We start from the raw sequence: 23,008 nt of genomic DNA on the forward strand, positions 1-23,008 counted from the left end.
TCGGCCCCTCCCTGCCCGTGCGGAGGGTGTCCGAGCACGCCCTCGGAGGGCGTCTTGACCGTTCGGCGTGGCCGGCGACCGTCCCCACCGTCGCCCAGGTGCTGGACGAGGGACTGGACCTGTCCCCGGCGACCGTGCTGGTCGGCCCGAACGGTGCCGGCAAGTCCACACTGGTCGAGGCGATCGCCGCGGCCGCGGGGCTGAACCCGGAGGGCGGCACCCACCACGTCCGCCACTCCACCCGTGTCACCGAGTCCCCGCTGGCCGAGCACCTGCAGCTCACCCGCGGCGCCGGGGCCCCGCGCGGCGGCGTGTTCCTGCGTGCCGAGGCCATGCACGGGCTGTTCACGCACCTGGAGGGCGTCTCGCTCGGCTCCCGCCTGCACGAGATGAGCCACGGCGAGTCCTTCCTCGCCTTCTGCCGCGAGCGGGCGGGGGTGCGCGGGCTCTGGGTCCTGGACGAGCCCGAGTCCGCGCTGTCCTTCGAGAACTGCCTCGCGCTCACCGCCTTCCTCCTGGAGCGGGTGGAGCAGGATTGCCAGGTGCTGCTGTCCACGCACTCCCCCGTGCTCGCCGCCCTGCCCGGCGCCCGGATCCTCGAGGCCGGAGACCACGGCCTGCGCGAGACCCGCTGGGAGGAGTGGGAGACCGTGGACCACTGGCGGCGCTTCCTCGCCGGCCCCGAGCGGTACCTGCGCCACCTCTGACGGGCTTCGCCGCCGTGGTCACCGCCATCGACGGCGGTCGCCGGGTGGGTCTGGCCCGGGTGGTCTCGGACGGCCACGCACCTTCGGGTGCGTGGCCGTCGGTCTGCGTAGGGCAGGGGTCCGGCGGTCGGCTCAGGCCGCAGCCGGATGCCGCCGACCCTGCGCGCCGGTCGCGGGGAGGTCACCGAGCCGTTCGGCCTCGCGCGGGCCGGGCTTCATGGCACGCAGGGCGTTGACGATGGCCACGACGTCCACCAGCTCCTGGAACAGTGCACCCACGAGGGCCGGGATGGCGCCCGTGGCGGCGATCAGCATCAGACCCAGGGAGAGCACGATGCCCACCCAGATCGACTGCTTCGCCACCTGCAGGGTGCGCTGGCCGGTGGACACGGCGACGGCGACCTTGGAGACGTCGTCGGCGAGCAGCACCACGTCGGCGGACTCGGAGGCGGCGGTCGACCCGCGGGCGCCCATGGCGACGCCCACGTCCGCGGCGGCGAGCACGGGAACGTCGTTGACGCCGTCGCCGACCATCATCACCGGGCGCTCCGGGCGCTCGGAGAGCACGCGGACCTTGTCCGCCGGCAGCAGGTCCGCGTGGACCTCGTCGATGCCGGCCTCGCCGGCGATGTGCCGTCCGGTGGCCTCGGCGTCGCCGGTGAGCATGAGGACCTTGCCGGCGCCGAGGCGGTGCAGCGCCTGTACGGTGGCGGCGGGCTCGGGGCGGATGCGGTCGGCCAGCAGCAGCACGCCCGCGAAGGCCCCGTCCACGGCCACGTAGACGGCGGACTGGCCGGCGGCGAGGTCCGCGGCGACGGTGTCGGGCGCGGCCTCGGTGACGTAGGCGCGCTTGCCGACGACGACCCGGCGTCCCTCGAGCACCGCCACGACGCCGTTCGTCGCCTCCTCCGTGGCGTCCTGGGACGACGTCAGGGACAGCCCGCGCTCCTCGGCCGCGGCCCGGATGGCGTCGGCGAGCACGTGGACCGAGTACTGCTCGGCCGAGGCGGCCAGGCGCAGCAGCTCGTCCTCGGCGAAGCCGGCGGCCGGGCGCACACCGACCAGCTCGGGGCGGCCGGCAGTGAGCGTGCCGGTCTTGTCGAACCCCACGGTCTGCACGGAGCCGAGGGCCTCGATGGTCCCGCCCGACTTCACGATCACACCGGACTTGGCGGCACGGGACATGCCACCGAGGAAGGCCACCGGGGCCGCGATCAGCAGCGGGCACGGGGTGGCCACCACGAGCACCTCGGCGAAGCGCACCGGATCCTGGGACAGCCACCAGGCCAGGCCTGCGATGAGGTAGGCGACGGCGGTGAACGGCACGGCGTAGCGATCGGCCAGGCGCACCATCGGGGCGCGTGACTCGGCCGCCTGCTTCACGAGGGAGACGATGACCGCGTACTGCGAGTCCGCGGCGGAGGCGGTCGCCTCGAGCACGAAGGCACGGGTGCCGTTGAGCGCGCCGGACATCACGGTCGAGCCGGGGCGGTGTGTGACCGGCAGGGACTCGCCGGTCAGCGAGGACTCGTCCAGGTCCACGGCGATCTCGCCGCCGTCCTCGGCGGAGGCCACGGTGCCGTCCACGGGCAGGACCTCCGCGGGGCGGACCAGCAGGCGGTCCCCGGGGCGCACCTGCTCCACGGAGACGTCCTCCACGGAGCCGTCCGGGCTCAGGCGGTGGGCGTGCTGCGGGGCACGGTCCAGCAGGGCGGACAGGTCGCGCCGGGCCCGGCCGGCCGCGTAGTCCTCGAGGGCCTCTCCGCCGGTGAGCATCAGGCAGACCAGCACGGCGGCGAGGTACTCCCCCACCAGCACGGTGGCGACGATCGCGGTGACGGCAAGGATATCCACGCCCCAGTGCCCGCGCATGAGGTCCTTGACCATGCCCACCGAGGTCCAGGCCGCCACCACGAGCGCATACGCCGAGGCGATCCAGCGGGCGGGGTCCTCCGCCCCGGCCAGGTGCAGGCCGAGGGTGAGGACGAAGACGATGACGGTGGCCACCACCCAGGGGTAGTGGCGGACGATGCCGGTGATGCGCTACATGGCTGCGGGGCCTCCTTGCTCCTGTGGCCTCCATCGTCGCCCAGCAGGCGCCCCGGTGCCACGCAGGTGAGGCATGCCTGCCCCGCCTCCGTTCAGCGCCGACACGGGCCGGCCCCGACCGGAGGCGACGACGGCCGCCCGCGGTGGGCGGCCGTCGTCGTCAAGCCAGCAGGGGGCGGCTCAGGTGCGGCCGACGAACGAGGACCGGACGGCCTCGACGATCAACGACCCCCTCTGCTGGTCCGCAGGTGGAACAGCGACCACACTCACATCCGTCAGCTCCAGTCTTCGTCGGCGAAGAGGAGATCGACGGCACGCTCCATCTGTCGACGGTCGAGTTCCACTCCCGTGAGGTCGAGCACGACGCGATCGTTGACACGGGCATCGTCACCGAGGATCTCTTTGAGCCGACGGGCCTCGTCCGCATCCTCGAACTCGAGGTAAGTCCCCACGGAAGTCCGCCAGGCGTCACGGCATCCCTCATCGGGGCAGACATCGCTCGTGACACTTCGCGGACGCAGTTCGGTGTCATCGTGGAAATTGGCCATCAGATCGGCCAGGTGGGATCCCCTCGCAGCGAAGGATCCTGCCCCCCACCACGCGCCCGCTCCCAGCAACATGGCGAGGGCGACGATGACACCAATGACCACCATCCTCCTGCGCCCATTACCACGGTCACGAGGTGCGGCCGAGGGGTTGTGGATTTCCTGCACTGTCAACCTCTTCCGTCGCGTCAGTACCGGTTTGCCGTCTTCCAGTTGCAACGGTGGATCGCAACACCGTATGACCAGTGAACAGTTCTGTTCGGCCGCCACTTCTCAAGGTTCCACTCACCCGCGAACGGAGACCCGAGTGCGTGACACTCGAACTGCTGTCGCATGCTGTCCTTATTCAGGGCTCGGCGTACGTCAGCGCCTCGGCTCCATACTTCGAGCCACCCGTAAGTGTTGAGAACCGCCTGCCCTCCAGCCGGCCCGCCGGGAACACCTACCCCGGCCCAGACCAACTTCCCCCATGCCGAAGGGTTGGCATTGACCCTCATGGCGCCATGGGTCCAGTCCGTGTAAACATGTCCAAACAAGTTCTTACCCAGCCAAGGGTCCGCAACAACGGGGTAGGCGGCACCCCGGTGCTCCACTACCTGAGTCAACTGGTTTCCGTCCACTTCATAATGTGTTGCCACATCCCGCCCGTCAGCGTCCTTGGCCCATGCAGGTGCCACACCGCCGACCATCTGCTCATCGGCGTCGAGAATCAAGACAGAGTCGCCAGAAATTACCAGCTCCCCACCGGTAGGCACCGAGATATCGTATGTAAACTCCGTGGGCGCGTCAGCTTCTTCTATCACCGTATGAGCCTGCACTGTGGCATCTTCCCTCAGTACTGGAACATAGGAGAATCCATCTGGATGCTCGTACGAAACCACTCCGTAGTCGCCATCGATAGCCGCGCCGATGAACTCATCAGAACCGACCAGATCCAGCTCAAGTGCTGGGGTTCTACCGTCCATCGATTCGAGTCTGGCAGCACCCCCGTCCTCGGTGGCCAATGTTGCCTCGATGCCGTTCCTGGCTGCCGTCGGGTTGACGAGCGGATGGCCCTCACGGGCCACTACACCGGCGTCTTCCAGAGTCGGGCTTGCCCGCATTACGGCCGCAGTGGCATCCATCCTGATCTGTGCGTTCTCGTCCGCATTAACAGTTCCACCAGTCAGGCCGCTAGCCACAAGTGCTAGCGCCCCCCCCAACTGCTGCAGCCTTCATAGCGCTCCTTCAACGATTCCCATTCTCCGCGAGACCGGAGATGATGGAAATCGTACAGGTCTTTCGCTGGGGGAGGGATAGTACCTTCGTCCACACTTTCCGATCGATGGGGCCCACCGAGAACCTGGTTCGTCCGGGGGCGGCTCAGGTGCGGCCGACGAACCAGCCGCGCAGGGTCTCCAGACGCTTCTCCAGCTGCGCCTGGGTCGCCTGGGCGACCGCCGGGCCGCCGCTGATCTCACGCAGGCGGTTGTGGATCACCCCGTGCGGGGTGGCGGTGCGGGCCGCCCAGGCCGAGACCGTCTTGGACAGCTCGGAGCGCAGCTCCTTCAGCCGCCGGTGGTCCACCACCTCCTGCGGAGGGGCCGCCGTGGCCTTCGGCTTGCGCTTGAGCTGCTCGGCCTGGCGGGCGCGCAGCAGCTCGGACACCTGGTCCGCGTCCAGCAGGCCCGGGATGCCGAGGAAGTCGAGCTCCTCCTCCGAGCCCACGGCGCCGCCGAGGCCGAACTCGCCGCCGTCGAAGAGGACCTTGTCGAAGCTGGCCTGGGACTCCATCGCCTGGAACTGTTGGCGGTTCAGGGTGTCCGAGGCGGACTCGGCGCGGTTGGCCTCGGCGAGCAGGTCCTCCTCCGGAGCCTCGGCGAGATCCTCGATCTCCACCTCCTGGCCGGTCTTGCGGTCAAGGGCGTGGTCGCGCTCCACCTCCATCTCGTTGGCCAGCAGCATCAGATGCGGCACGGACGGCAGGAACACGGAGGCCACCTCGCCGCGCCTGCGGGAGCGCACGAAGCGGCCCACGGCCTGGGCGAAGAACAGCGGGGTGGAGGTGTTGGTGGCGTAGACGCCCACGCACAGGCGGGGCACGTCTACGCCCTCGGACACCATGCGCACGGCCACCATCCAGCGCTCATCCGACGCGGAGAAGGACTCGATGCGGTCCGAGGCGCCCTTGTCGTCCGAGAGGATCACCGCGGGCCTCTGACCGGTCAGCGCCTCCAGCTGGGCGGCGTAGGCACGCGCGTCCTCGTGGTCCGAGGCGATCACCAGGCCGCCGGCGTCCGGGACGTTGCGCCGCACCTCGGTGAGACGGCGGTCCGCGGCGCGCAGCACGGCCGGGATCCACTCGCCCTCCGGGTTCAGCGCGGTGCGCCAGGCCGAGTTGGTGATGTCCTTCGAGGCGGCCTCGCCGAGCTGGGCCTCCATCACGTCCCCGGTGGAGGTCTTCCAGCGCATCTGGCCCGAGTAGGCCATGAAGATCACCGGGCGCACCACGTGGTCCCGCAGCGCGGGGCCGTAGCCGTAGGTGTAGTCCGCCTTGGAGCGGGCGATGCCGTCCGCACCCTCGGCGTACTCCACGAACGGGATGGTCGCGGTGTCCGAACGGAACGGGGTGCCGGTCAGGGCGAGGCGCCGGGTGGCGGGCTCGAAGGCCTCCCGGATGCCGTCGCCCCAGCTCAGGGCATCGCCGCCGTGGTGGATCTCGTCCAGGATCACCAGGGTCTTGGCGGCCTCGGTGCGGTTGCGGTGCAGGATCGGCTTGTTCGCCACCTGGGCGTAGGTGAGCGCGACGCCGCGGTACTCCGCACCGTGGCGACCGTCCGCGTTCTTGAAGTTCGGGTCGATCGCCAGGCCCACACGGGCGGCGTTGTCCGCCCACTGCCGCTTCAGGTGGTCCGTGGGCGCGACGACGGTCAGGCGCTGCACGGCGCCGGAGTCCATGAGGATCTTCGCCACGCGCAGGGCGAAGGTGGTCTTGCCGGCGCCGGGGGTGGCGACGGCGAGGAAGTCACGGGGTGAGGCGGCGAGGTACTTCTCCAGGGCCTCCTGCTGCCACTGGCGCAGCTTCGGCGCCGTGCCCCAGGCCGCCCTCTCGGGCATGGCCGGGGGCAGGTCCTCGCCGACGTGGAACAGTGCCGCGGGATCCTGACGATCAGACATGCGTGCCGCTGATCAGCCCTTGTTCCTGCCGAACCAGCCGCGCTTGCCGCCGCCCGAGCCGCCGTCGCCGCCGTCCTGCGGGTCACGCAGGCCGTCGTAGACCTCCTTGCACTGCGGGCAGACCGGGAACTTGTTCGGGTCGCGACCCGGCACCCACACCTTGCCGCAGAGCGCGATCACGGGCTCGCCGGTCATGGCGGACTCCATGATCTTCTCCTTGCGGACGTAGTGCGCGAAGCGCTCGTGGTCGCCCGGCTCGATCAGCTGCTCCTGCTCCTGACGTTCGAGCACGGAGGTGCCGCCGCCGGAGGTGGACAGCGGATCGTTCTGGTTCGGTTCGCCGGGGAGAGTCATGCCGGACATTCTACGACCCCGCCGGAGGTGGACACCGCCCGTGTGGAACGTGGGTCCCCCGCGCCGCCCGGGCTGCGTGCAGTGCGCGCTCAGAACCGCGCCACCGTCTGATAGGTCTCCGCAGCGGTGCGGTCCAGCCAACGCCCGCCCAGGCGCACGCCGAGCAGGAGCACTCCCCCACCCCAGAGCAGGCCCACAGCGAGGGTGACCGCGCCCCACAGCGCCGTCATGCCCAGGAGCAGGTAGGCGACCACGCACGCGGTGATCGGCAGGGTGATCAGCAGGGACAGCAGCAGCGAGGCCATCTGCACCACCACGGTCCGCATGCCGGCACCCTGCGGCGTGGCGAACGGTGAGTCGCCGGGCTTGGGCACGGCGTAGACCAGGCGCGCCGAGAGCAGGCTGGCCATGCCGGTGACGCAGGCCAGCGTACCGACCGAGGCGCCGAGCACCACGGCCAGGTGGTCCCACATCCCGTAGAGCGCCACGGAGCCCACCGCGCCCAACAGCGTGGCCGGGACGCCGAGGACGCCCATGCCCAGCACGCGGCCCCAGCGGTCGTCCGCGCCGCGCACACCGGCGGTGACGTGGTGGTGGAAGGCGGTGTGGTCGTAGGCGATGTCCGCCGAGACCGCCACGCCCATGGTCCAGGCGATCATCGGGCCGAGCAGCAGCATCGTGGGGATCAGCGGTCCGCTCCCGACGTCGCCCCGGCTGCCGAGGAACCACAGGAGCACGGCGAACAGGGGCACCACCACCAGCGTGGCGGAGTAGCGCGGGTCCGTGAACCAGTAGCGCTGGCACCGGGCGGCGATCGCCGTGACGGGGCCGGTGGCCGGACGGCCGATCCAGCGCAGCGGCCGCTCCCGGGCCGTCGCGTCACCGGAGGAGGCACGACGACGGCCGCCCACCTCCGCCACGGGCTCCACCGTGCGCTGCAGGCCCCACGCCCACAGGGCGACGGCGGCGGCCAGCCAGGCCAGGCCGACCGCCAGGTGGACGGCGGCCGTCAGGTGGGCGCCCGACGCCGCGGCGCCGGCGGCGGCGCCGGCGGCCCCGAACGGGGTCCAGGCGAGCACCGCGGCGACCGGCTCGGCCAGCGCCACGAGCTGGTCGAAGGAGTCGACGATCCGGTTCAGGACCACGCCGCCGAGCATCAGCGGGATGAAGACCAGGACGGAGACGATGTCCCGGATGCGCCGTTGCCCGGTGTAGGAGGACAGGACGGCGGTGACGCCGTAGGCCAGGGCGAGCGCGGTGGCCGCGGTGAGGACGCCGCCGGCCAGGCCCCAGGGCAGGGCGGCCGGGTGGTCCCGCCAGGAGACGCCCACGGCGAGCGCGAAGACGAGGGTCAGCACACCCTGCGGCGTGGTGAGCGTGCCCACGAGCAGACCGGTGACCAGCGGCAGGCGGCGGATCGGGTAGGGCTGGAAGCTGCGCGGGTCCAGGGTGGCGTCCACGCCCGTGATGAACGGGGCGACCAGCGACCAGCCGAGCACCAGGCCCGCGCAGAACAGGGTGGTCACGGCGGCGCGGAGGGCCATCGACTCCGGCGCGGGGGCGAAGACCACGGCCGCGGAGGCCAGCAGGGTGAGGCCTCCGAAGTAGAGCACTCCGATGATGCTGAACACGAACGTGGCGGTGGAGCGGCGCCAGCCGGACACCATCAGGGCCCAGCGCAGGCGCACGAGGATGCCGACCGCCCGGCCGAGGCCGATCTCGGGGGCGCGACGGCCGTCCGGGCCGAGGGAGCGTGCTGCCGTGCCCGAGCCGGCCCGGCCGGCCGCTGCGTCCGGTGCTGCAGGCACGCCGTCGGTACGGTCGGTGCCGGTCACAGCCATGCCAGCCCCTCGCCGGCGTGGCGGCCACCGACGAGCTCGACGAACCGCTCCTCCAGGTCCTGGCCGCCTCGGACCTCGTCCACGGTGCCGGAGGCGACGAGCCTGCCCTCGGCGATGACGGCCACATGCGAGCACATGCGCTGCACCAGGTCCATGACGTGGCTGGAGACGATCACGGTGCCGCCGCGCTCCACGTAGCTGTGCAGGATGTCCCGGATGTTCGCGGCGGAGACCGGGTCCACGGCCTCGAACGGCTCGTCCAGCACCAGCACGTCCGGGGCATGGACCATGGCCGCGGCCAGCAGCACCTTCTTTGTCATGCCGGCCGAGTAGTCCACCACGGGCTTGCGGCCGGCGTCGGCCAGATCCATGACCCGCAGCAGGTCTGCCGTGCGTGCGGCCACCACGTCCGCGTCCAGACCGTGGAGCAGCCCGGCGTAGGTGACCAGCTGGGCGCCGGAGAGGCGATCGAAGGTGCGCACACCGTCCGCGAGCACACCGACGCGGGACTTGGCCTCGCGCGGCCGCTGCCAGACGTCCACCCCGTGGATCCAGGCCCGGCCGTGGTCCGGCCGCAGCAGGCCGGTGGCCATGGACAGGGCGGTCGTCTTGCCGGCGCCGTTCGGGCCGACGACGCCGAAGAACGAGCCGGCGGGCACGTCCAGGTCGAGACCCTGCAGGGCGAGGCGGTCGCCGAAGCGCTTGGTCAGCGCTCGGGCGACGAGGGCGAAGTCCGGGTCCGGGGCGTTCTCTGCTCGCATGGCGTCCACGCTAGCGGGCGCACAGCCTCCGCCGACTCCGTCTCAGGACGGAGATCAGGGTGTTCACCGGAGCCTCGCCTCCCCGTCGTCTCGGCCCCGCCGGGCACGATGACGGCCGCCCGCCTCGGCAGGCCGACGGCCGTCGTCGGGAAGCCGGCTCCGTGAGGAGCCGACGGGCTCAGAAGAGCGCGGAGGCGAGCTTGCGGCGGGAGGCCTGGACGCGCGGGTCGTCCGATCCGACCACGGTGTAGAGGTCCACCAGGTGCGCGCGGGCCGGCTCGCGGTCCTCGCCGGGGTGCAGGGCGATGAAGCGGACCAGGCGTTGGAAGGCGTCCTCCACATGGCCGCCGAGCAGGTCCAGGTCCGCGACGGCGGCCTGGGCGGCCACGTCGTCCGGATTCTCCGCGCCGGCCTGGCGCACGGCCGCGGCGTCCATGTCCGCGGTGCGGCGCATGAGCTTCGCGGAGGCCAGGCCCTGCTGGGCGGCGGTGTCCGCAGGGTTGTCATTGAGGGCCTTCTCCCAGGCGCCCACGGCGGCCTCCCAGTCGCCGGCGGCCAAAGCCTCCTGGGCCTGACGATGCAGCGGCGGCACCGGCGTCGCGGAGGCCTGCTGCCCGGCGCCGGCGCGGGCCGGGGCCACGGGCGGAACCTGGCCGGAGACGCCGTTCTGCCGCGCCACCTGCTGGATCTCCCCGACGAGCTTCTCCAGCGCGTCGGCCGGCAGGACCTGGTTGGCCAACGGCACCGGCTGGCCGGCCACCAGGGCCAGGACGGCCGGGCCGGCCTGCATGCCGAACGCCTGCAGCAGCTGGGGCTCGGCCGTGACGTCCACACGTCCCATGACGAGGCGACCGGCCTGGCCGTCCACCGCGTCCGCGAACTGCGTGTGCAGCTGCTCCGAGGTCTCGTCCCCCGGCACGTGCAGCAGCACGACCACCGGCACCTGGGCGGACAGCTGCACGAGCTGCTGCAGCACCTGCTGGTCGGCCTGCTCGATCACCCACGAGCCCTCCGATGCGGCATCTGCGGCGGCGGGCGACGACGTCCCCGGGGCGGAGGCGCCCGGCCCACCGCCGGGCGCCGTGCCCGGAGCGGCCAGGGAGGACAGGTCGACGGCGCCGCGCAGGCGGTCTGCGCCGGACGGCTGCTCGGCGTGCGGGATGCTCATGGCGGAGCGGGTCCTTTCATCAGGGAGCGGGGTCATCAGGGGGGCGGGGTCATCAGAGTGCGGAGTCTCCGCCGCCTGTGCCGACGGTCGCGGACCTCCGGCAGGCTCAGACGGCTATGGAGTCCCACGGTAGCGCCGTGCCCCGGCGCTGCCGAGAGACGCGAGGGCGGATTCGCCGACAGCGTGCACGGCGGGTCGGGGCACCGTCCGGCATCCTGGGGCCGGGTGAGACCCGGTGTGGTCCGGGCCACCGGCTGGCGTACCCTGACCGCGTGGACGAACAGCACCAGCGCAGCGGATCCGAGGTCCCGACGGCCGCCGAGGCACAGACCCGAGCCGCGACGGAACGACAGGACGGCCGACGGGCCTCCCGAGCCGTGCGTGCGGCCCGGCGCGGAGGCACCCTGCGCCGCCTCGGCCGCCGGCTCCCCCGCCCCCGCCGCATGGAGTTCACGGTCGACGACGTGCCGGAGCCGGCCACGGAGCCCGGCGGCGTCACCGCGCAGGCGGGCGCCGACGTCGTGACCGGCCGTGCGGATGCCCCGGGCGAGCGCGTGGGAGACGGGGCACCGGCCGTCGTCCTCCGTGCCCCGGTCACCTCCGGCTTCCTGCTCACGGCCGGGGTCGGCCTGGCGCTGCTGATCTTCTGGATGCTCTCGGCCAACTGGGAGCTCATCGTCTGGATCCTGGCCGCGCTGTTCATCGCGCTGGGCCTGGACCCGATCGTGCGGAAGATCGAGTCCTGGGGCGCCCCGCGCCCGGTCGGCGTGCTCGCGGCCGTCCTCGGACTGGCCGGACTGGCCGCCGCGTTCCTGTCGCTGCTGGTGCCGACGGTGGTGGAGCAGTCCGCAGAGTTCGTCAACGCCGTGCCGCAGATCGTGGAGGACGTCATGGGCTCGGCGATCTTCCACGACCTGGATCGAGAGTTCCAGATCCGCGACGCCGTGGACAGCCAGGTGGAGAAGCTCGTCCAGGACCAGAACGCCTGGAGCCAGGTCTTCGGAGGGCTCGTGGGACTGGGGCAGTTCCTGATCAACACGGCGTTCTCCACGCTCGTGGTGCTCGTGCTGACCCTGTACTTCCTGGCCTCGCTGCCGGCCATGAAGTACTGGCTCTACCGCCTGGCGCCGCGTTCGCGCCGCGTCCGCGTGGAATACCTGGCGGAGAAGATCACCTCCTCCGTGGGCCACTACGTCATGGGCCAGTCCTTCGTGGCCCTGCTCAACGGCACGGTGGCCTTCGTGGCGATGTCGATCGCCGGCACACCCTATGCCGCGCTGCTGGCGTTCTTCGCCGGCATGACGGCGTTCATCCCGCTGGTGGGCGCCATGATCGGCGGTCTCATCATCACGGGCATCTGCCTGACCGTGGACTGGCAGACCGCGGCCCTCTTCGCCGCCATCTACTTCGTCTACCTGCAGATCGAGGCCTACGTGGTCTCCCCCAGGGTCATGGCCCGTGCCGTCGCCGTGCCGGCCTCCATGGCCGTGATCGCCGTGATCGCCGGAGGCACGCTGCTCGGCGTGCTGGGAGCCCTCATGGCGATCCCGACCGCCGCCGCCGTCATGATCCTGGTGCGGGAGGTGTACATCCCGCGCCAGGACCGTCGCTGAGGCGCCGGGCGCAGCCGCTCGGCGCCGGGCGAGGAGACGCTGTAACGGCCCCGTCTCAACGCGAGTGACGCGTCCGCCAGCAGACCGGATGCCAGTGGCGGCGTTCCGCCCCGGCGTCCTCGTCCCCCATGATCCAGTCACTGCGCCAGGCCACCAGGTGTGCGGCCCCCTGCGGGATCCGACGCCCACAGCCCGGACAGGTGTAGTCCTTCACCGCACGCCAAGCCGGGACCTGCCGCACATGCCAGCCCCCGTCCGATCCCGTCTGGTGGCTGTAGCCGGTGTCCAGGCCCAGCAGCTCCTCAAGCCGATCCGCGCGGCCGGGGCCGACGGGATTCCGGCCGCCGGGCGGGCGCGCACGGGAGGAGCCGCCGCGACGGCGGCGCTGCGGGGAACGGGGCATGGCTCCATGCTCGCACACACCCGGCGTGAGGCCCGGAGCGAGGCCCGGAGCGAGGCCGGCGCGAAGCCCGGCATGCAGCCAGACGTGAGGCCCGGAGTGAGGCCCGGAGTGAGGCCCGGAGCGAGGCCGGCGCGAAGCTCGGCATGCAGCCCGACGTGAGGCCCGGCGCAGCCGCGCTCTCCCACTACACTGGCCGGGTGCGTCTCGTCATTGCCCGCTGCTCCGTGACCTACGAGGGCCGTCTCAACGCCCACCTGCCCACCGCGACCCGCCTGCTCATGGTGAAGGCGGACGGCTCGGTGCTGGTGCACTCCGACGGCGGCTCCTACAAGCCCCTGAACTGGATGAGCCCTCCGGCGACCCTCCACGTGGAGGAACCGACCGCGGACCAGGCCGCTCAGGGCATCGAGGAGGTCTGGCGGGTACAGGCGAAGAAGAGCGACGACCGCCTGGTGGTCCTGCTCGAACAGATCCACTCGGACACCCATCACGACCTGGGCGTGGACCCCGGACTCGTGAAGGACGGCGTCGAGGCGGACCTGCAGCGCCTGCTCGCCGAACAGATCACCACGCTCGGCGAGGGCTGGACCCTGGTCCGCCGCGAGTACATGACGGCGATCGGCCCCGTGGACATCCTGGCCCGTGACGGCGAGGGCGCGACCGTGGCCGTGGAGCTGAAACGCCGAGGAGACATCGACGGGGTGGAGCAGCTCACCCGCTACCTCGAGCTGATGAACCGCGATCCTCTGCTCGCCCCGGTGACGGGCGTGTTCGCCGCTCAGCAGATCAAGCCGCAGGCACGGACACTCGCGGAGGACCGCGGCATCCGCTGCGTGACCCTGGACTACGACGCCATGCGCGGCGTGGACGACGCCGAGGCCCGCCTGTTCTGACGCCGCTGCGGCCCGGAGCCGTGCACGTGAGAGAGCCCGTCCACCACGCAGACCTGATCGCTCCGTGCCGCAGATCTGCGGCGCCGGGAGGGCGAGGCGCCGCTCAGAGGCGGCCGGAGTTCCACCAGGGCTGGACCGCCTGGGACGGGCCGGCCTCGATCCAGGCGCGCAGGCCGGAGGCGTCGGCGGGGTCCAGGTCCAGCGTGAAGCTCGCCGTGGAGTCGGTGACCCGCACGCGCACGGCGGTCTCCGGAAGGTCGTCGGCATGCACCCGTTCCAGGTCCATGCCGCAGCGCTGGGCCGACCAGGCGGGCCGCACCTTGCAGGAGTAGCTGCGGAACAGCCGCAGGGTGTCGTCGTCGTACTGTCCGACGACGCGGTGACGCCGGCCCCGGCGGTCCGTGCCGACGGCGGGGAAGGTCCCCGGAGACGCCATGAGGGCCCGGTGCCGGATCAGCCACATGGCCAGCAGGATCGCTCCTGCCGCCACTGCGGCGATCACCAGCACCGGGCCCTTCATGCGTTCGGATCCCAGCGGGTGAGCGGGTCAGTCCTGCTTCCCAGAGCCCATGCGGGCGCTGGTGGCAGCGATGACGACCTGGTCGTTGTCCACGGAGAAGAATCCACCGGTGGCGTGGGCCGTCACCGTGGAGCCGTCCGTGGTGCGGAGCACGACCTCACCGTCGCCGAGCACGGCGAGCAGCGGGGTGTGGCCGGGCAGGATGCCGATCTCACCGTCGATCGTCCGTGCGGACACCGCAGAGGCGGTGCCGTTCCACACGGAGCGCTCCTCGGAGACGATCTCCACCTTCAGCTCTGCCATGACGATCAGCCCTCAGCCTGGATCTTGGCCCACTCGCGCTCGACGTCGTCCATGCCGCCGACGTTGTAGAAGGCCTGCTCGGCGATGTGGTCGACGTCGCCGTCGCAGATGGCCTTGAAGCCCTCGACGGTGTCCTTGATCGGCACGGTCGAGCCCTCGACACCGGTGAACTGCTTCGCGGTGTAGGTGTTCTGCGAGAGGAACTGCTCGATCTTGCGGGCGCGCGCCACGGTGATCTTGTCCTCCTCGCCGAGCTCGTCGACGCCGAGGATCGCGATGATGTCCTGCAGCTCCTTGTTCTTCTGCAGGATCTGCTTCACGCGGATCGCGGTGTCGTAGTGGTCCTGGCCCACGTACTGCGGGTCGAGGATGCGCGAGGTCGATGCCAGCGGATCCACGGCCGGGTACAGGCCACGCGAGGCGAGGTCACGGGTCAGGTTGGTGGTGGCGTCCAGGTGGGCGAACACGTTGGCCGGGGCGGGGTCGGTGTAGTCGTCCGCCGGGACGTAGACCGCCTGCATCGAGGTGATGGAGTGGCCGCGAGTCGAGGTGATGCGCTCCTGCAGCACACCCATCTCGTCCGCCAGGTTCGGCTGGTAGCCCACCGCGGAGGGCATGCGGCCCAGCAGGGTGGAGACCTCGGAGCCGGCCTGGGAGAAGCGGAAGATGTTGTCGATGAACAGCAGCACGTCCTGGTTCTGCACATCGCGGAAGTACTCCGCCATGGTCAGCGCGGACAGGGCCACGCGCAGACGGGTTCCCGGCGGCTCGTCCATCTGGCCGAACACCAGGGCGGTGTCCTTGAGCACGTCGGCCTCGTCCATCTCGACCCAGAGGTCGTTGCCCTCACGGGTGCGCTCGCCGACGCCGGCGAACACAGAGGTGCCGCCGAAGTTGCGGGCCACACGGGTGATCATCTCCTGGATGAGCACGGTCTTGCCCACACCCGCACCGCCGAACAGGCCGATCTTGCCGCCCTTGATGTAGGGGGTCAGCAGGTCGATCACCTTGATGCCGGTCTCCAGCATCTCGGTGGAGCCCTCCAGGGCGGCGAAGGACGGGGCGGCACGGTGGATCGGCCAGCGCTCGGTCACGTCGAGCGAGTCGATCGGGGTGTCCAGGGTCTCGCCCAGCACGTTGAACAGGTGGCCCTTGACCACGTCGCCGACCGGCACGGAGATCGGTGCGCCCGAGTCGGTGACCTGGGCGCCGCGGACGAGGCCGTCGGTGGACTGCAGGGAGATCGCGCGGACCATGTTGTCGCCCAGGTGCTGGGCGACCTCGAAGGTCACGACGCGGGTCTGGCCGTTGAGGGTCAGCTCAGCGGTCAGCGCGTTGTAGATCTCCGGCATGGCGTTGGCGGGGAACTCGGCATCGATCACCGGACCGATGACGCGGGCGACGCGCCCGATGGCACCGCCGGTGGAGGCCCCGGTGCCCTGATCGTTGATGGTGGCAGTCATCTCTCTCACTTCTTATCGTGTGTGGATGGCGGGTCGGATGGCGTCTGCGCTCAGGAGTTGTTGAGCGCGTCTGCACCGGCGATGAGCTCGGTGAGCTCCTGCGTGATCTCCGCCTGTCGAGCGTTGTTCATCAGGAGCGTGTAGTCCTTGATGAGGTTCGTGGCGTTGTCGCCCGCCGACTTCATCGCGCGCTGGCGGTTGGCCAGCTCGGAGGCGGCCGCCTGCAGCATCGCGTTGAAGATGCGGGACTCGATGTACTTCGGCAGGAGGGCGTCCAGGACCTGCTCCGCGTCCGGCTCGTACTCGTACAGCGGCAGGACGTCGTCCGGGTCGGTGACCTGCTCCTCGACGACCTCGAGGGGAAGCAGGCGCACGACCGACGGATTCTGCTTGACGAGCGAGACGAACTCGGTGAAGACCACGTGGATCTCGTCCACGCCGCCGGCGGCGGTGTCCTTGAGGAACGCGTCGACGAGCGTCTCGCCGATCTCCTTGGCGCGCTCGGCGACCGGGGCGTCGGTCTGGCCGGTCCACACCTTGACGTACTCGCGGCTGCGGAAGTCCAGGTATCCCTGGGCCTTGCGGCCGAGCACGTAGAGGTCGATCTCCTTGCCCTCGTCGGTGAGGCGCTGGATGAGCTCCTCCGACTTGCGCAGGACGTTCGCCGAGTAGGCGCCGGCCAGGCCCCGGTCGGAGGACATGATCAGCACGGCGGCCCGGGTCGGGTTCTCCGGCTCGGTGGTCAGCACGTGGTCGATGTCGTGCTGGGACGAGACTGCGGAGACGGCGCGCGTGATCGCGTTCGCGTACGGCAGCGACTGGTTGACCCGCTCGCGTGCCTTCGTGATGCGGGACGTGGCGATCAGTTCCATCGCCTTGAAGATCTTCTTCATCGACGAGGTCGATGCGATCTTCTGACGGTAGACCCGGATCTGGGCTCCCATGATGGTCCTTTCCTGGCGGAGGGGCGGCGGCCCGGCGCCGGCATGACGCCGGGCCGCTCACTGATCCTCTGCGGTCAGCGCTTCTGCTTGGTGATCTGCTCCTGCGCGACCTGATCCTCGTCGATCGCCTGGTGCTCCTCGTTGCCGGCGGCGACGCCGTCCTTGCCCGAGGGCTCGAAGTTCTTCTTGAACTCCTCGATCTCCGAGGTCAGGACCTCGAGGGTGTCGTCCTCGAGCTTGCCGGTAGAGCCGATCGCACCGAGCGCCACGTCCTTGCGGCGCAGGTGGTCGATGAACTCACGCTCGAAGCGGAGGACATCGTCCACGGCCACCTCGTCGAGGTGGCCCTTGGAACCGGCCCAGATCGACACGACCTGCTCCTCGACCGGGTACGGCATGTACTGCGGCTGCTTCAGGAGCTCCATGAGGCGCTCACCGCGGGCGAGCTGGCGGCGGGTGGCCGGGTCCAGGTCAGAGGCGAACATGGAGAACGCCTGCATGTCGCGGTACTGGGCCAGGTCCAGCTTCAGGGTGCCGGAGACCTTCTTCATGGCCTTCACCTGGGCGGCACCGCCCACGCGGGACACGGAGATGCCGACGTCCACGGCCGGACGCTGGTTCGCGTTGAACAGGTCCGACTGCAGGAAGATCTGCCCGTCGGTGATGGAGATGACGTTGGTCGGGATGTAGGCCGACACGTCGTTCGCCTTGGTCTCGATGATCGGCAGGCCGGTCATGGAGCCGGCGCCCATCTCGTCGGACAGCTTCGCGCAGCGCTCGAGCAGCCGGGAGTGCAGGTAGAACACGTCGCCCGGGTAGGCCTCGCGTCCCGGGGGACGACGGAGGAGGAGGGAGACGGCGCGGTAGGCCTCGGCCTGCTTCGACAGGTCGTCGAAGATGATCAGGACGTGCTTGCCGCCGTACATCCAGTGCTGGCCGATGGCCGAGCCGGCGTACGGGGCCAGGTACTTGAAGCCCGCCGGGTCGGAGGCCGGGGACGCCACGATGGTGGTGTACTCCAGCGCGCCCTGCTCCTCGAGGGTGGCGCGCACACCGGCGATGGTGGAGGCCTTCTGGCCGACGGCGACGTAGACGCAGCGGACCTGCTTCTCCGGATCGCCGGACTCCCAGTTGGCCTTCTGGTTCAGGATGGTGTCGACCGCGATGGCGGTCTTGCCGGTCTGGCGGTCGCCGATGATCAGCTGGCGCTGGCCACGGCCGATCGGGATCATGGCGTCGATCGCCTTGATGCCGGTCTGCAGCGGCTCGTGCACCGACTTGCGCTCGGTCACGGTCGGCGCCTGCAGCTCGAGGGCACGGCGGCCCTCGGCCTCGATCGGGCCCAGGTCGTCCAGCGGCTGGCCCAGCGGGTCCACGACGCGGCCCATGAAGCCGTCGCCGACCGGGACCGAGAGGATCTCGCCGGTGCGGTGCACCTCCATGCCCTCGCGGATCTGCTGGAACTCGCCCAGCACGACGACGCCGATCTCACGGGTGTCGAGGTTCTGGGCCAGGCCCAGGGTGCCGTTCTCGAAACGGAGGAGCTCGTTCGCCATGACGGAGGGCAGGCCCTCCACACGGGCGATGCCGTCCGCGGCGGTGAGCACGTGGCCCACCTCGGTGCGGTCTCCGCCGGTCGGTTCGTAGGATGCCGCGAAGTCGTTCAAGGCATTGCGGACATCGCCAGCGTTGATGGTCAGTTCGGCCATCTGCAGTCCCTGCTCTCTGTTGCTTTGGCGATCATCGACGTGACGATGATGCAGCGGTTCGTAAGTGTTCCGTCCCCGGTGCGGCCGACCCGCGGGTCAGCCGGCCATCCGGCGCTGGAGGTCGTTGAGTCGGCTCGACATGGACGCGTCGATCACGTCGTCGCCCACCTGCACGCGGATGCCGCCCACCACGGTGGGGTCGACGGTCATGTCCAGGACGAGCTCGCGACCGAAGGCGCGGCTCAGGCCCTGGGCCAGGCGATCCTGCTGGGTCTCGTCCAGGGGCTTGGCGACGGTGACGTCGGCGATCCACTGACGCTGACGGTCTGCCACGACGTCAGCACAGTCGCGCACGGCGCGGAAGGGCTTGCGGCCGCGGGGAGCCTTGACGGCCCGCTCCACGAGCAGCTTGCCCGGCTCGGTGGCGTCCTTGCCCAGCAGGCGGTGCGCCAGCGCCACACGGGCCTCGGCGGGGGCCTGCTGGTCGGTCAGCGCCCACTGCACCTCGTGCGAGGAGTCGGCGGTGCGGTTGAAGCCGAGCAGCTCGCGGGACAGGCCCGCAAGGCCCTCGTGCCCGCCGCGCTCGGCCTCGGCGGCCGCGGCATGGGAGGCCACGACCTCCAGGGCGTCGCCGAGATCCCGCTCAGTCGACCAGCGACGACCGGCCAGATCCTTCAGGACCTGCAGCGCACCGGGGGTCACCCGGGTGCCGAACAGGGAGTCGACGAGGCCGTGACGGCGCTCGGTCGTCCAGGCCGGGTCGGTCAGCGCGCGACGCACGGCACCGTGCTCGTCCATGACGTCCAGGGCGCCGAAGAGCTCACGGGCCAGGGCGACGCCGCCCTCGTTCAGCACCGGCTCCGCCGCCTGGAGGGCAGCGGCCAGGGAGTCCCTCGATGCACCGGTCATCATTCGGACACACCTGCGTTCTGGTGCTTGTCGAGATCAGCCAGGAAACGGTCGACCACTCGCTGGGAGCGGGCGTCGTCGTCCAGGGACTCGCCCACGATCTTGCCGGCCAGCGTGGTGGCCAGGGTGCCGACCTCGGTGCGCAGCTGGGTGGCAGCCTGGGCGCGGTCAGCGGCGATCTGGGTGTGGGCCTGCTCGGTGATGCGGTTCGCCTCGGCCTGAGCACGCTCCTTGGCCTCCGCGACGATCTGAGCGCCCTCGGTGCGGGCCTCCTCGCGGATGCGGTTGGCCTCGTGGCGGGCGTCGGCGAGCTGCTGCTCGTAGTCCGCCATCATCGCGTTCGCCTCGGCCTGGGCCTTCTCGGCCTTGGCCAGGCCGCCCTCGATCGCCTCGACACGGTCCTGGTAGGACTTCTCGAGGGCCGGGACGATGAACTTGATGACGATGAACATCAGCACGGCGAAGCCCACCGCGACGACGAGCATCTCCCACGGGTTGGGAACGAGAGGATTCGCACCCTCAGCCGCGCCCAGGATCAGTGCAGAGCTGATCATGTTTCAACCATCCTTCGGTCATGAGTCCTGAATAGGAGGAGCCGCCGGGCCGACCCTCAGGTCGGCCGACCGCTCGCTGGACACGGGCGCGTCAGGCGCCGATGACGAAGGCGAAGACCAGGCCCAGGATGGCGAGGGCCTCGGCCAGCGCGAAGCCGAGCAGGGCGATCGGCTGCAGGATGCGCTGGGCCTCCGGCTGGCGGGCGACGCCGTTGATGTAGGCGGCGAAGATGAGGCCCACGCCGATGGCGGAGCCGATGGAGGCCAGGCCGTAGCCGATCATGTTGAGAGAACCGTGGAGATCCATGGTGTTCCTTTCACGATGCCGGAGTCGGTCCCCGGCAGGGTCGGAGGGTGTTCCCGATGTGGCCCGGCGGTCACCGGCATCGAGACGTCTGTGGGGTGGCGGCCGCCGGCCGCCGCTCCGTGGCCGGTGCGCTCAGGCTGCCGGCCCCGGAAAACTCAGTGGTCGTTCGCCGCGATCGCTCCCTGGACGTAGATCGCGGTGAGCAGGGTGAACACGAAGGCCTGCAGGTACATGATCAGCAGCTCGAGGAAGTACAGCGCGACCGAGCCGATGATCGCCAGGACACCGGCGCCCTGCAGGAAGAGGGAGCCCGACTCCATGATCAGGTAGGCGGCACCGGTGCCGGCCAGCATCACGATCATGTGGCCGGCGAGCATGGTCGCCATCAGACGCAGGGAGTGGGTCAGCGGGCGCACGATGAAGTTCGAGATGACCTCGAGCGGCACGAGCAGCGGGAGGATCCAGCCCGGGACGCCGGACGGGACGACGGCCAGCTTGAAGTACTTCGGGCCGTGGTGGCGGATGCCGACGCCGATCCAGATGACGTAGACGATCAGGGCGAGGGCGTAGGTGGCGCCGGCGTGGGAGAACGACGGCAGCTGCAGCAGCGGGATCGCGCCGAAGATGTTGTTGACCAGCACGAAGAAGAAGAGGCCGAACAGCAGCGGGACCCAGGCCTTGAAGTCCTTCTCTCCGAGGATGTCCTTGGCGATGGAGTTGCGCACGAAGGAGTAGCCCGACTCGGCCAGCCACTGGGTCTTGCCCGGGACCAGCTTCGGCTTGCGCATGGCCAGCATGAAGAAGCCGGAGATCAGGACGATCGACAGGATGACCATCAGCATCTGCTTGCCGAAGCCGGTGCCGTACTCGGCACCCCACGGCAGGATCTCCGGCAGGTGGGCGTCGCTGATGCTGGGCGGCGTGAAGCCGGCGCTGGCGACATTGGCGAGCACGAGGGAAAGCACGCGGGTCCTCTCTGGCAGTGATGCGTCGACAGCCCGGCTGCCGGCTCCCGCATCCGCGCACGTCAGGGCCACGGTCGGCGGCTCTGCCATGGGGTGATGTGGTCGCGCACGGCGGCACCTGTGGCCGTCGATTGTGATCTGAGATAACGATACCAAAAAGATGCCCCCGCGAACGAACTGCAGACGCCGTCAGGAGTGTGGCGCTCACCCCATTCGGGCATGGCCTGCCCGGTCCGACGCCCGCCCCGCAGATCTGCGGCGCAGGACCCGTTTCACGCGTCAGTAGATGCTGCGGCGGGTGCGTGCGAACACGAGCACCTCCGCGGCCTGCCAGACCACGATCGCCACGAGCGCGGCCACCCCTGCGGCGAGCTCGTCGAGCCACGGCGGTCGGGGGACGACGGTGAGTGCGAGGCCGTAGAGCACGATCTTGAGGACGAATGCACCGATGCTCAGCACCATGACCATCTCGCGCTGCCGGTCCCACAGCCAGGCGATGAGGGCGAGGGTGACCGCGGACAGCAGCAGCACCAGTCCCCCGCCGAGGCCGGCGGAGGCGGCGGCCGCTCCCCCATGCATCAGGCCGGACACGAGCGCGCAGACGGCGACGGCCGCGGCGGTGGCCGCCACCGAGACCAGGAGGATCCCCCACCAGCCCCGGGTGTTCTCGCGCGGGGCTCGTCGTCGGCGGGCGGTCATCGCAGCTCCTGGGGGTCGACCTCGTCGGGGGTGGTCTCGGCCGCGCCTCGGCGGCGGCGCACCATGGGGTGCAGGGTGAGGTACCCGGCGGCGAGCAGCAGCACGGCCAGGACCGGGAGGACGACGCGGTCGTCGAAGAAGTTCAGGGACACCGCTCCCCAGGAGACGAGGAAGCTCCAGAGCCAGAGCAGCGCCACGGCCTGCGGCTGGGTGTAGCCGCCGTCCACGAGCTTGTGGTGGAGGTGGCCGCGGTCCGCGGAGAACGGGCTTGAGCCGCGGGCGGTGCGGCGGATCACCGCCGTGGTCAGGTCGATCAGCGGCAGGGCGAGCACGGCCAGCGGCAGCAGGATCGGCATGTATGCCGGCACGTTGCGGAACCGGAACCCGTCCAGCGCGTCGACGTCGGCCGTCACGGCGACGGCGGCCGTGGCCAGCAGCAGCCCGATGAGCAGGGCGCCGGCCTCTCCCATGAAGATCTTGGCCGGGCTGACGTTGTACGGCAGGAACCCGAGGGCGGCCCCGACGAGCAGCGCCATCATGAGCGTCGCGAGGTTCGAGTAGTCGAACTCGTTGATCGTCCTGGTCAGCAGGTACGAGTACACGAAGAAGGCCGACCCGCCGATCAGCGCGACGCCCGCGGCGAGGCCGTCCAGCCCGTCCACGAAGTTGATGGCGTTCATGGTCAGCACGATCACGAACACGGTCAGCAGGATCTGGATCGGCTCGTTGCCGACCGGGATCCAGGCGAAGGGCATGGCCTCGACCCTGATGCCGCCCATCGCCACCGCGAGGGCCGCGGCGATCTGCCCGGCCATCTTCGCCCACCAGCGCAGGTCCCAGAGGTCGTCCACGATCCCGAGGACCGTGATGATGCCGAGCGCCGCGAGGAGCCCGCGGACGGGGGCGGAGTCGGTGAAGATGCCGTCGAGGAAGGGCACGGTGCCGGCGACCGTCATGCCCAGGAGCACGGCCATGACCATGGCCACCCCGCCGAGCTTGGGGACGGCGCGGACGTGCATGTCGCGGGTGCGGTGCGGGCTGTAGGCGCGGCCCCGGAGCGCGACCTGGCGGATCAGCGGCGTCGTCACCAGGCAGGTGAGCGCCGTGACCGCGATGACCAGGACGTAGGCACGCATGGGGGACGG

23 protein-coding genes are annotated in these 23,008 nt (G+C 70.6%); 3 read left to right on the forward strand and 20 right to left on the reverse strand.

The window, feature by feature from the left end; translation table 11 throughout:
* Nucleotides 1-26: 26 nt before the first annotated feature.
* Entirely contained in the window at nucleotides 27-707 is a 681-nt protein-coding gene (locus HMPREF2863_RS10020) for an AAA family ATPase (RefSeq protein ID WP_246828876.1), read from the forward strand.
* 132 nt (nucleotides 708-839) lie between these two features.
* On the opposite strand, the gene HMPREF2863_RS10025 is transcribed toward HMPREF2863_RS10020, so the two are convergent.
* From HMPREF2863_RS10025 to HMPREF2863_RS10055, 8 genes are all read right to left on the reverse strand, one after another.
* Nucleotides 840-2,717: a heavy metal translocating P-type ATPase gene (locus tag HMPREF2863_RS10025; protein WP_371327632.1), complete on the reverse strand. Its 1,878-nt coding sequence runs from the start codon at nucleotides 2,715-2,717 to the stop codon at nucleotides 840-842.
* A 314-nt stretch (nucleotides 2,718-3,031) separates the two neighbouring features.
* Entirely contained in the window at nucleotides 3,032-3,409 is a 378-nt protein-coding gene (locus tag HMPREF2863_RS10030; RefSeq protein ID WP_070639794.1) for a hypothetical protein, read from the reverse strand.
* Between the two features lie 80 nt (nucleotides 3,410-3,489).
* Entirely contained in the window at nucleotides 3,490-4,425 is a 936-nt protein-coding gene (locus tag HMPREF2863_RS11620) for a DUF2599 domain-containing protein (RefSeq protein WP_141756421.1), read from the reverse strand.
* Between the two features lie 238 nt (nucleotides 4,426-4,663).
* On the reverse strand, nucleotides 4,664-6,457 hold the full coding sequence (locus HMPREF2863_RS10035) for a DEAD/DEAH box helicase (RefSeq protein ID WP_067188831.1): 1,794 nt from the start codon (nucleotides 6,455-6,457) through the stop codon (nucleotides 4,664-4,666).
* Between the two features lie 12 nt (nucleotides 6,458-6,469).
* A complete protein-coding gene (locus tag HMPREF2863_RS10040; RefSeq protein WP_067188833.1) occupies nucleotides 6,470-6,811 on the reverse strand; it encodes a DUF3039 domain-containing protein in 342 nt (113 codons plus the stop codon).
* Between the two features lie 89 nt (nucleotides 6,812-6,900).
* Nucleotides 6,901-8,652: a Tat (twin-arginine translocation) pathway signal sequence gene (locus HMPREF2863_RS10045; RefSeq protein WP_245232031.1), complete on the reverse strand. Its 1,752-nt coding sequence runs from the start codon at nucleotides 8,650-8,652 to the stop codon at nucleotides 6,901-6,903.
* On the reverse strand, nucleotides 8,643-9,413 hold the full coding sequence (locus HMPREF2863_RS10050) for an ABC transporter ATP-binding protein (RefSeq protein WP_067188835.1): 771 nt from the start codon (nucleotides 9,411-9,413) through the stop codon (nucleotides 8,643-8,645). The genes HMPREF2863_RS10045 and HMPREF2863_RS10050 overlap by 10 nt, the downstream gene beginning before the upstream one ends.
* 178 nt (nucleotides 9,414-9,591) lie before the next feature.
* The gene (locus tag HMPREF2863_RS10055) at nucleotides 9,592-10,581 is read right to left on the reverse strand and encodes a co-chaperone YbbN (protein WP_067188837.1); all 990 of its coding nucleotides are present in this window, start codon (nucleotides 10,579-10,581) and stop codon (nucleotides 9,592-9,594) included.
* Nucleotides 10,582-10,853: 272 nt separating this feature from the next.
* Between HMPREF2863_RS10055 and HMPREF2863_RS10060 the strand changes: the two genes are divergently transcribed.
* Nucleotides 10,854-12,194, forward strand: a complete 1,341-nt coding sequence (locus tag HMPREF2863_RS10060) for an AI-2E family transporter (protein WP_245232030.1) — start codon at nucleotides 10,854-10,856, stop codon at nucleotides 12,192-12,194.
* Nucleotides 12,195-12,249: 55 nt separating this feature from the next.
* On the opposite strand, the gene HMPREF2863_RS10065 is transcribed toward HMPREF2863_RS10060, so the two are convergent.
* Complete coding sequence (locus HMPREF2863_RS10065; protein WP_067188840.1) at nucleotides 12,250-12,597, reverse strand: hypothetical protein; 348 nt, start codon at nucleotides 12,595-12,597, stop codon at nucleotides 12,250-12,252.
* 197 nt (nucleotides 12,598-12,794) lie between these two features.
* Here HMPREF2863_RS10065 and nucS point away from each other — a divergent pair, with 197 nt between their 5' ends.
* The gene (nucS, locus tag HMPREF2863_RS10070) at nucleotides 12,795-13,490 is read left to right on the forward strand and encodes an endonuclease NucS (protein ID WP_067188867.1); all 696 of its coding nucleotides are present in this window, start codon (nucleotides 12,795-12,797) and stop codon (nucleotides 13,488-13,490) included.
* A 103-nt stretch (nucleotides 13,491-13,593) separates the two neighbouring features.
* Here the strand turns inward: nucS and HMPREF2863_RS10075 are convergent, their stop codons facing one another.
* From HMPREF2863_RS10075 to HMPREF2863_RS10125, 11 genes are all read right to left on the reverse strand, one after another.
* Nucleotides 13,594-14,010, reverse strand: a complete 417-nt coding sequence (locus HMPREF2863_RS10075) for a DUF2550 family protein (protein ID WP_067188841.1) — start codon at nucleotides 14,008-14,010, stop codon at nucleotides 13,594-13,596.
* A 27-nt stretch (nucleotides 14,011-14,037) separates the two neighbouring features.
* Nucleotides 14,038-14,313: a F0F1 ATP synthase subunit epsilon gene (locus HMPREF2863_RS10080; RefSeq protein ID WP_067188842.1), complete on the reverse strand. Its 276-nt coding sequence runs from the start codon at nucleotides 14,311-14,313 to the stop codon at nucleotides 14,038-14,040.
* Nucleotides 14,314-14,318: 5 nt separating this feature from the next.
* Nucleotides 14,319-15,776 carry a F0F1 ATP synthase subunit beta gene (gene atpD, locus HMPREF2863_RS10085; protein ID WP_070639796.1) on the reverse strand — a complete coding sequence of 486 codons (1,458 nt, stop codon included), beginning with the start codon at nucleotides 15,774-15,776 and terminating at the stop codon, nucleotides 14,319-14,321.
* 50 nt (nucleotides 15,777-15,826) lie between these two features.
* Nucleotides 15,827-16,720 carry a F0F1 ATP synthase subunit gamma gene (locus HMPREF2863_RS10090; RefSeq protein ID WP_067189202.1) on the reverse strand — a complete coding sequence of 298 codons (894 nt, stop codon included), beginning with the start codon at nucleotides 16,718-16,720 and terminating at the stop codon, nucleotides 15,827-15,829.
* A 74-nt stretch (nucleotides 16,721-16,794) separates the two neighbouring features.
* Nucleotides 16,795-18,429: a F0F1 ATP synthase subunit alpha gene (atpA, locus tag HMPREF2863_RS10095; protein ID WP_070639798.1), complete on the reverse strand. Its 1,635-nt coding sequence runs from the start codon at nucleotides 18,427-18,429 to the stop codon at nucleotides 16,795-16,797.
* 96 nt (nucleotides 18,430-18,525) lie between these two features.
* Complete coding sequence (locus HMPREF2863_RS10100; protein ID WP_067189198.1) at nucleotides 18,526-19,341, reverse strand: F0F1 ATP synthase subunit delta; 816 nt, start codon at nucleotides 19,339-19,341, stop codon at nucleotides 18,526-18,528.
* Nucleotides 19,338-19,892, reverse strand: coding sequence for a F0F1 ATP synthase subunit B (locus tag HMPREF2863_RS10105; RefSeq protein ID WP_067189196.1), 555 nt, complete (start codon nucleotides 19,890-19,892; stop codon nucleotides 19,338-19,340). The genes HMPREF2863_RS10100 and HMPREF2863_RS10105 overlap by 4 nt, the downstream gene beginning before the upstream one ends.
* Before the next feature lie 91 nt (nucleotides 19,893-19,983).
* On the reverse strand, nucleotides 19,984-20,199 hold the full coding sequence (locus tag HMPREF2863_RS10110; protein WP_067189194.1) for an ATP synthase subunit C: 216 nt from the start codon (nucleotides 20,197-20,199) through the stop codon (nucleotides 19,984-19,986).
* 155 nt (nucleotides 20,200-20,354) lie between these two features.
* Nucleotides 20,355-21,164: a F0F1 ATP synthase subunit A gene (gene atpB, locus HMPREF2863_RS10115; RefSeq protein ID WP_070639800.1), complete on the reverse strand. Its 810-nt coding sequence runs from the start codon at nucleotides 21,162-21,164 to the stop codon at nucleotides 20,355-20,357.
* 279 nt (nucleotides 21,165-21,443) lie between these two features.
* A complete protein-coding gene (locus HMPREF2863_RS10120) occupies nucleotides 21,444-21,863 on the reverse strand; it encodes a Cg1360 family ATP-synthase-associated protein (protein WP_067189189.1) in 420 nt (139 codons plus the stop codon).
* The gene (locus tag HMPREF2863_RS10125) at nucleotides 21,860-22,999 is read right to left on the reverse strand and encodes an MraY family glycosyltransferase (RefSeq protein WP_067189187.1); all 1,140 of its coding nucleotides are present in this window, start codon (nucleotides 22,997-22,999) and stop codon (nucleotides 21,860-21,862) included. The genes HMPREF2863_RS10120 and HMPREF2863_RS10125 overlap by 4 nt, the downstream gene beginning before the upstream one ends.
* Nucleotides 23,000-23,008: the final 9 nt, after the last annotated feature.

Source organism: Micrococcus sp. HMSC067E09, from assembly GCF_001812555.1.
GTDB classification, from domain to species: domain Bacteria; phylum Actinomycetota; class Actinomycetes; order Actinomycetales; family Micrococcaceae; genus Micrococcus; species Micrococcus lylae.

Coding starts and splice junctions, on each gene's coding strand:
- HMPREF2863_RS10030 (WP_070639794.1), bottom strand. CDS start 3,409: ATGGTGGTCATTGGTGTCATCGTCGCCCTCGCCATGTTGCTGGGAGCG.
- HMPREF2863_RS11620 (WP_141756421.1), bottom strand. CDS start 4,425: ATGGATGCCACTGCGGCCGTAATGCGGGCAAGCCCGACTCTGGAAGAC.
- HMPREF2863_RS10035 (WP_067188831.1), bottom strand. CDS start 6,457: ATGTCTGATCGTCAGGATCCCGCGGCACTGTTCCACGTCGGCGAGGAC.
- HMPREF2863_RS10040 (WP_067188833.1), bottom strand. CDS start 6,811: ATGACTCTCCCCGGCGAACCGAACCAGAACGATCCGCTGTCCACCTCC.
- HMPREF2863_RS10045 (WP_245232031.1), bottom strand. CDS start 8,652: ATGGCTGTGACCGGCACCGACCGTACCGACGGCGTGCCTGCAGCACCG.
- HMPREF2863_RS10050 (WP_067188835.1), bottom strand. CDS start 9,413: ATGCGAGCAGAGAACGCCCCGGACCCGGACTTCGCCCTCGTCGCCCGA.
- HMPREF2863_RS10055 (WP_067188837.1), bottom strand. CDS start 10,581: ATGAGCATCCCGCACGCCGAGCAGCCGTCCGGCGCAGACCGCCTGCGC.
- HMPREF2863_RS10065 (WP_067188840.1), bottom strand. CDS start 12,597: ATGCCCCGTTCCCCGCAGCGCCGCCGTCGCGGCGGCTCCTCCCGTGCG.
- HMPREF2863_RS10075 (WP_067188841.1), bottom strand. CDS start 14,010: ATGAAGGGCCCGGTGCTGGTGATCGCCGCAGTGGCGGCAGGAGCGATC.
- HMPREF2863_RS10080 (WP_067188842.1), bottom strand. CDS start 14,313: ATGGCAGAGCTGAAGGTGGAGATCGTCTCCGAGGAGCGCTCCGTGTGG.
- atpD (WP_070639796.1), bottom strand. CDS start 15,776: ATGACTGCCACCATCAACGATCAGGGCACCGGGGCCTCCACCGGCGGT.
- HMPREF2863_RS10090 (WP_067189202.1), bottom strand. CDS start 16,720: ATGGGAGCCCAGATCCGGGTCTACCGTCAGAAGATCGCATCGACCTCG.
- atpA (WP_070639798.1), bottom strand. CDS start 18,429: ATGGCCGAACTGACCATCAACGCTGGCGATGTCCGCAATGCCTTGAAC.
- HMPREF2863_RS10100 (WP_067189198.1), bottom strand. CDS start 19,341: ATGATGACCGGTGCATCGAGGGACTCCCTGGCCGCTGCCCTCCAGGCG.
- HMPREF2863_RS10105 (WP_067189196.1), bottom strand. CDS start 19,892: ATGATCAGCTCTGCACTGATCCTGGGCGCGGCTGAGGGTGCGAATCCT.
- HMPREF2863_RS10110 (WP_067189194.1), bottom strand. CDS start 20,199: ATGGATCTCCACGGTTCTCTCAACATGATCGGCTACGGCCTGGCCTCC.
- HMPREF2863_RS10120 (WP_067189189.1), bottom strand. CDS start 21,863: ATGACCGCCCGCCGACGACGAGCCCCGCGCGAGAACACCCGGGGCTGG.
- HMPREF2863_RS10125 (WP_067189187.1), bottom strand. CDS start 22,999: ATGCGTGCCTACGTCCTGGTCATCGCGGTCACGGCGCTCACCTGCCTG.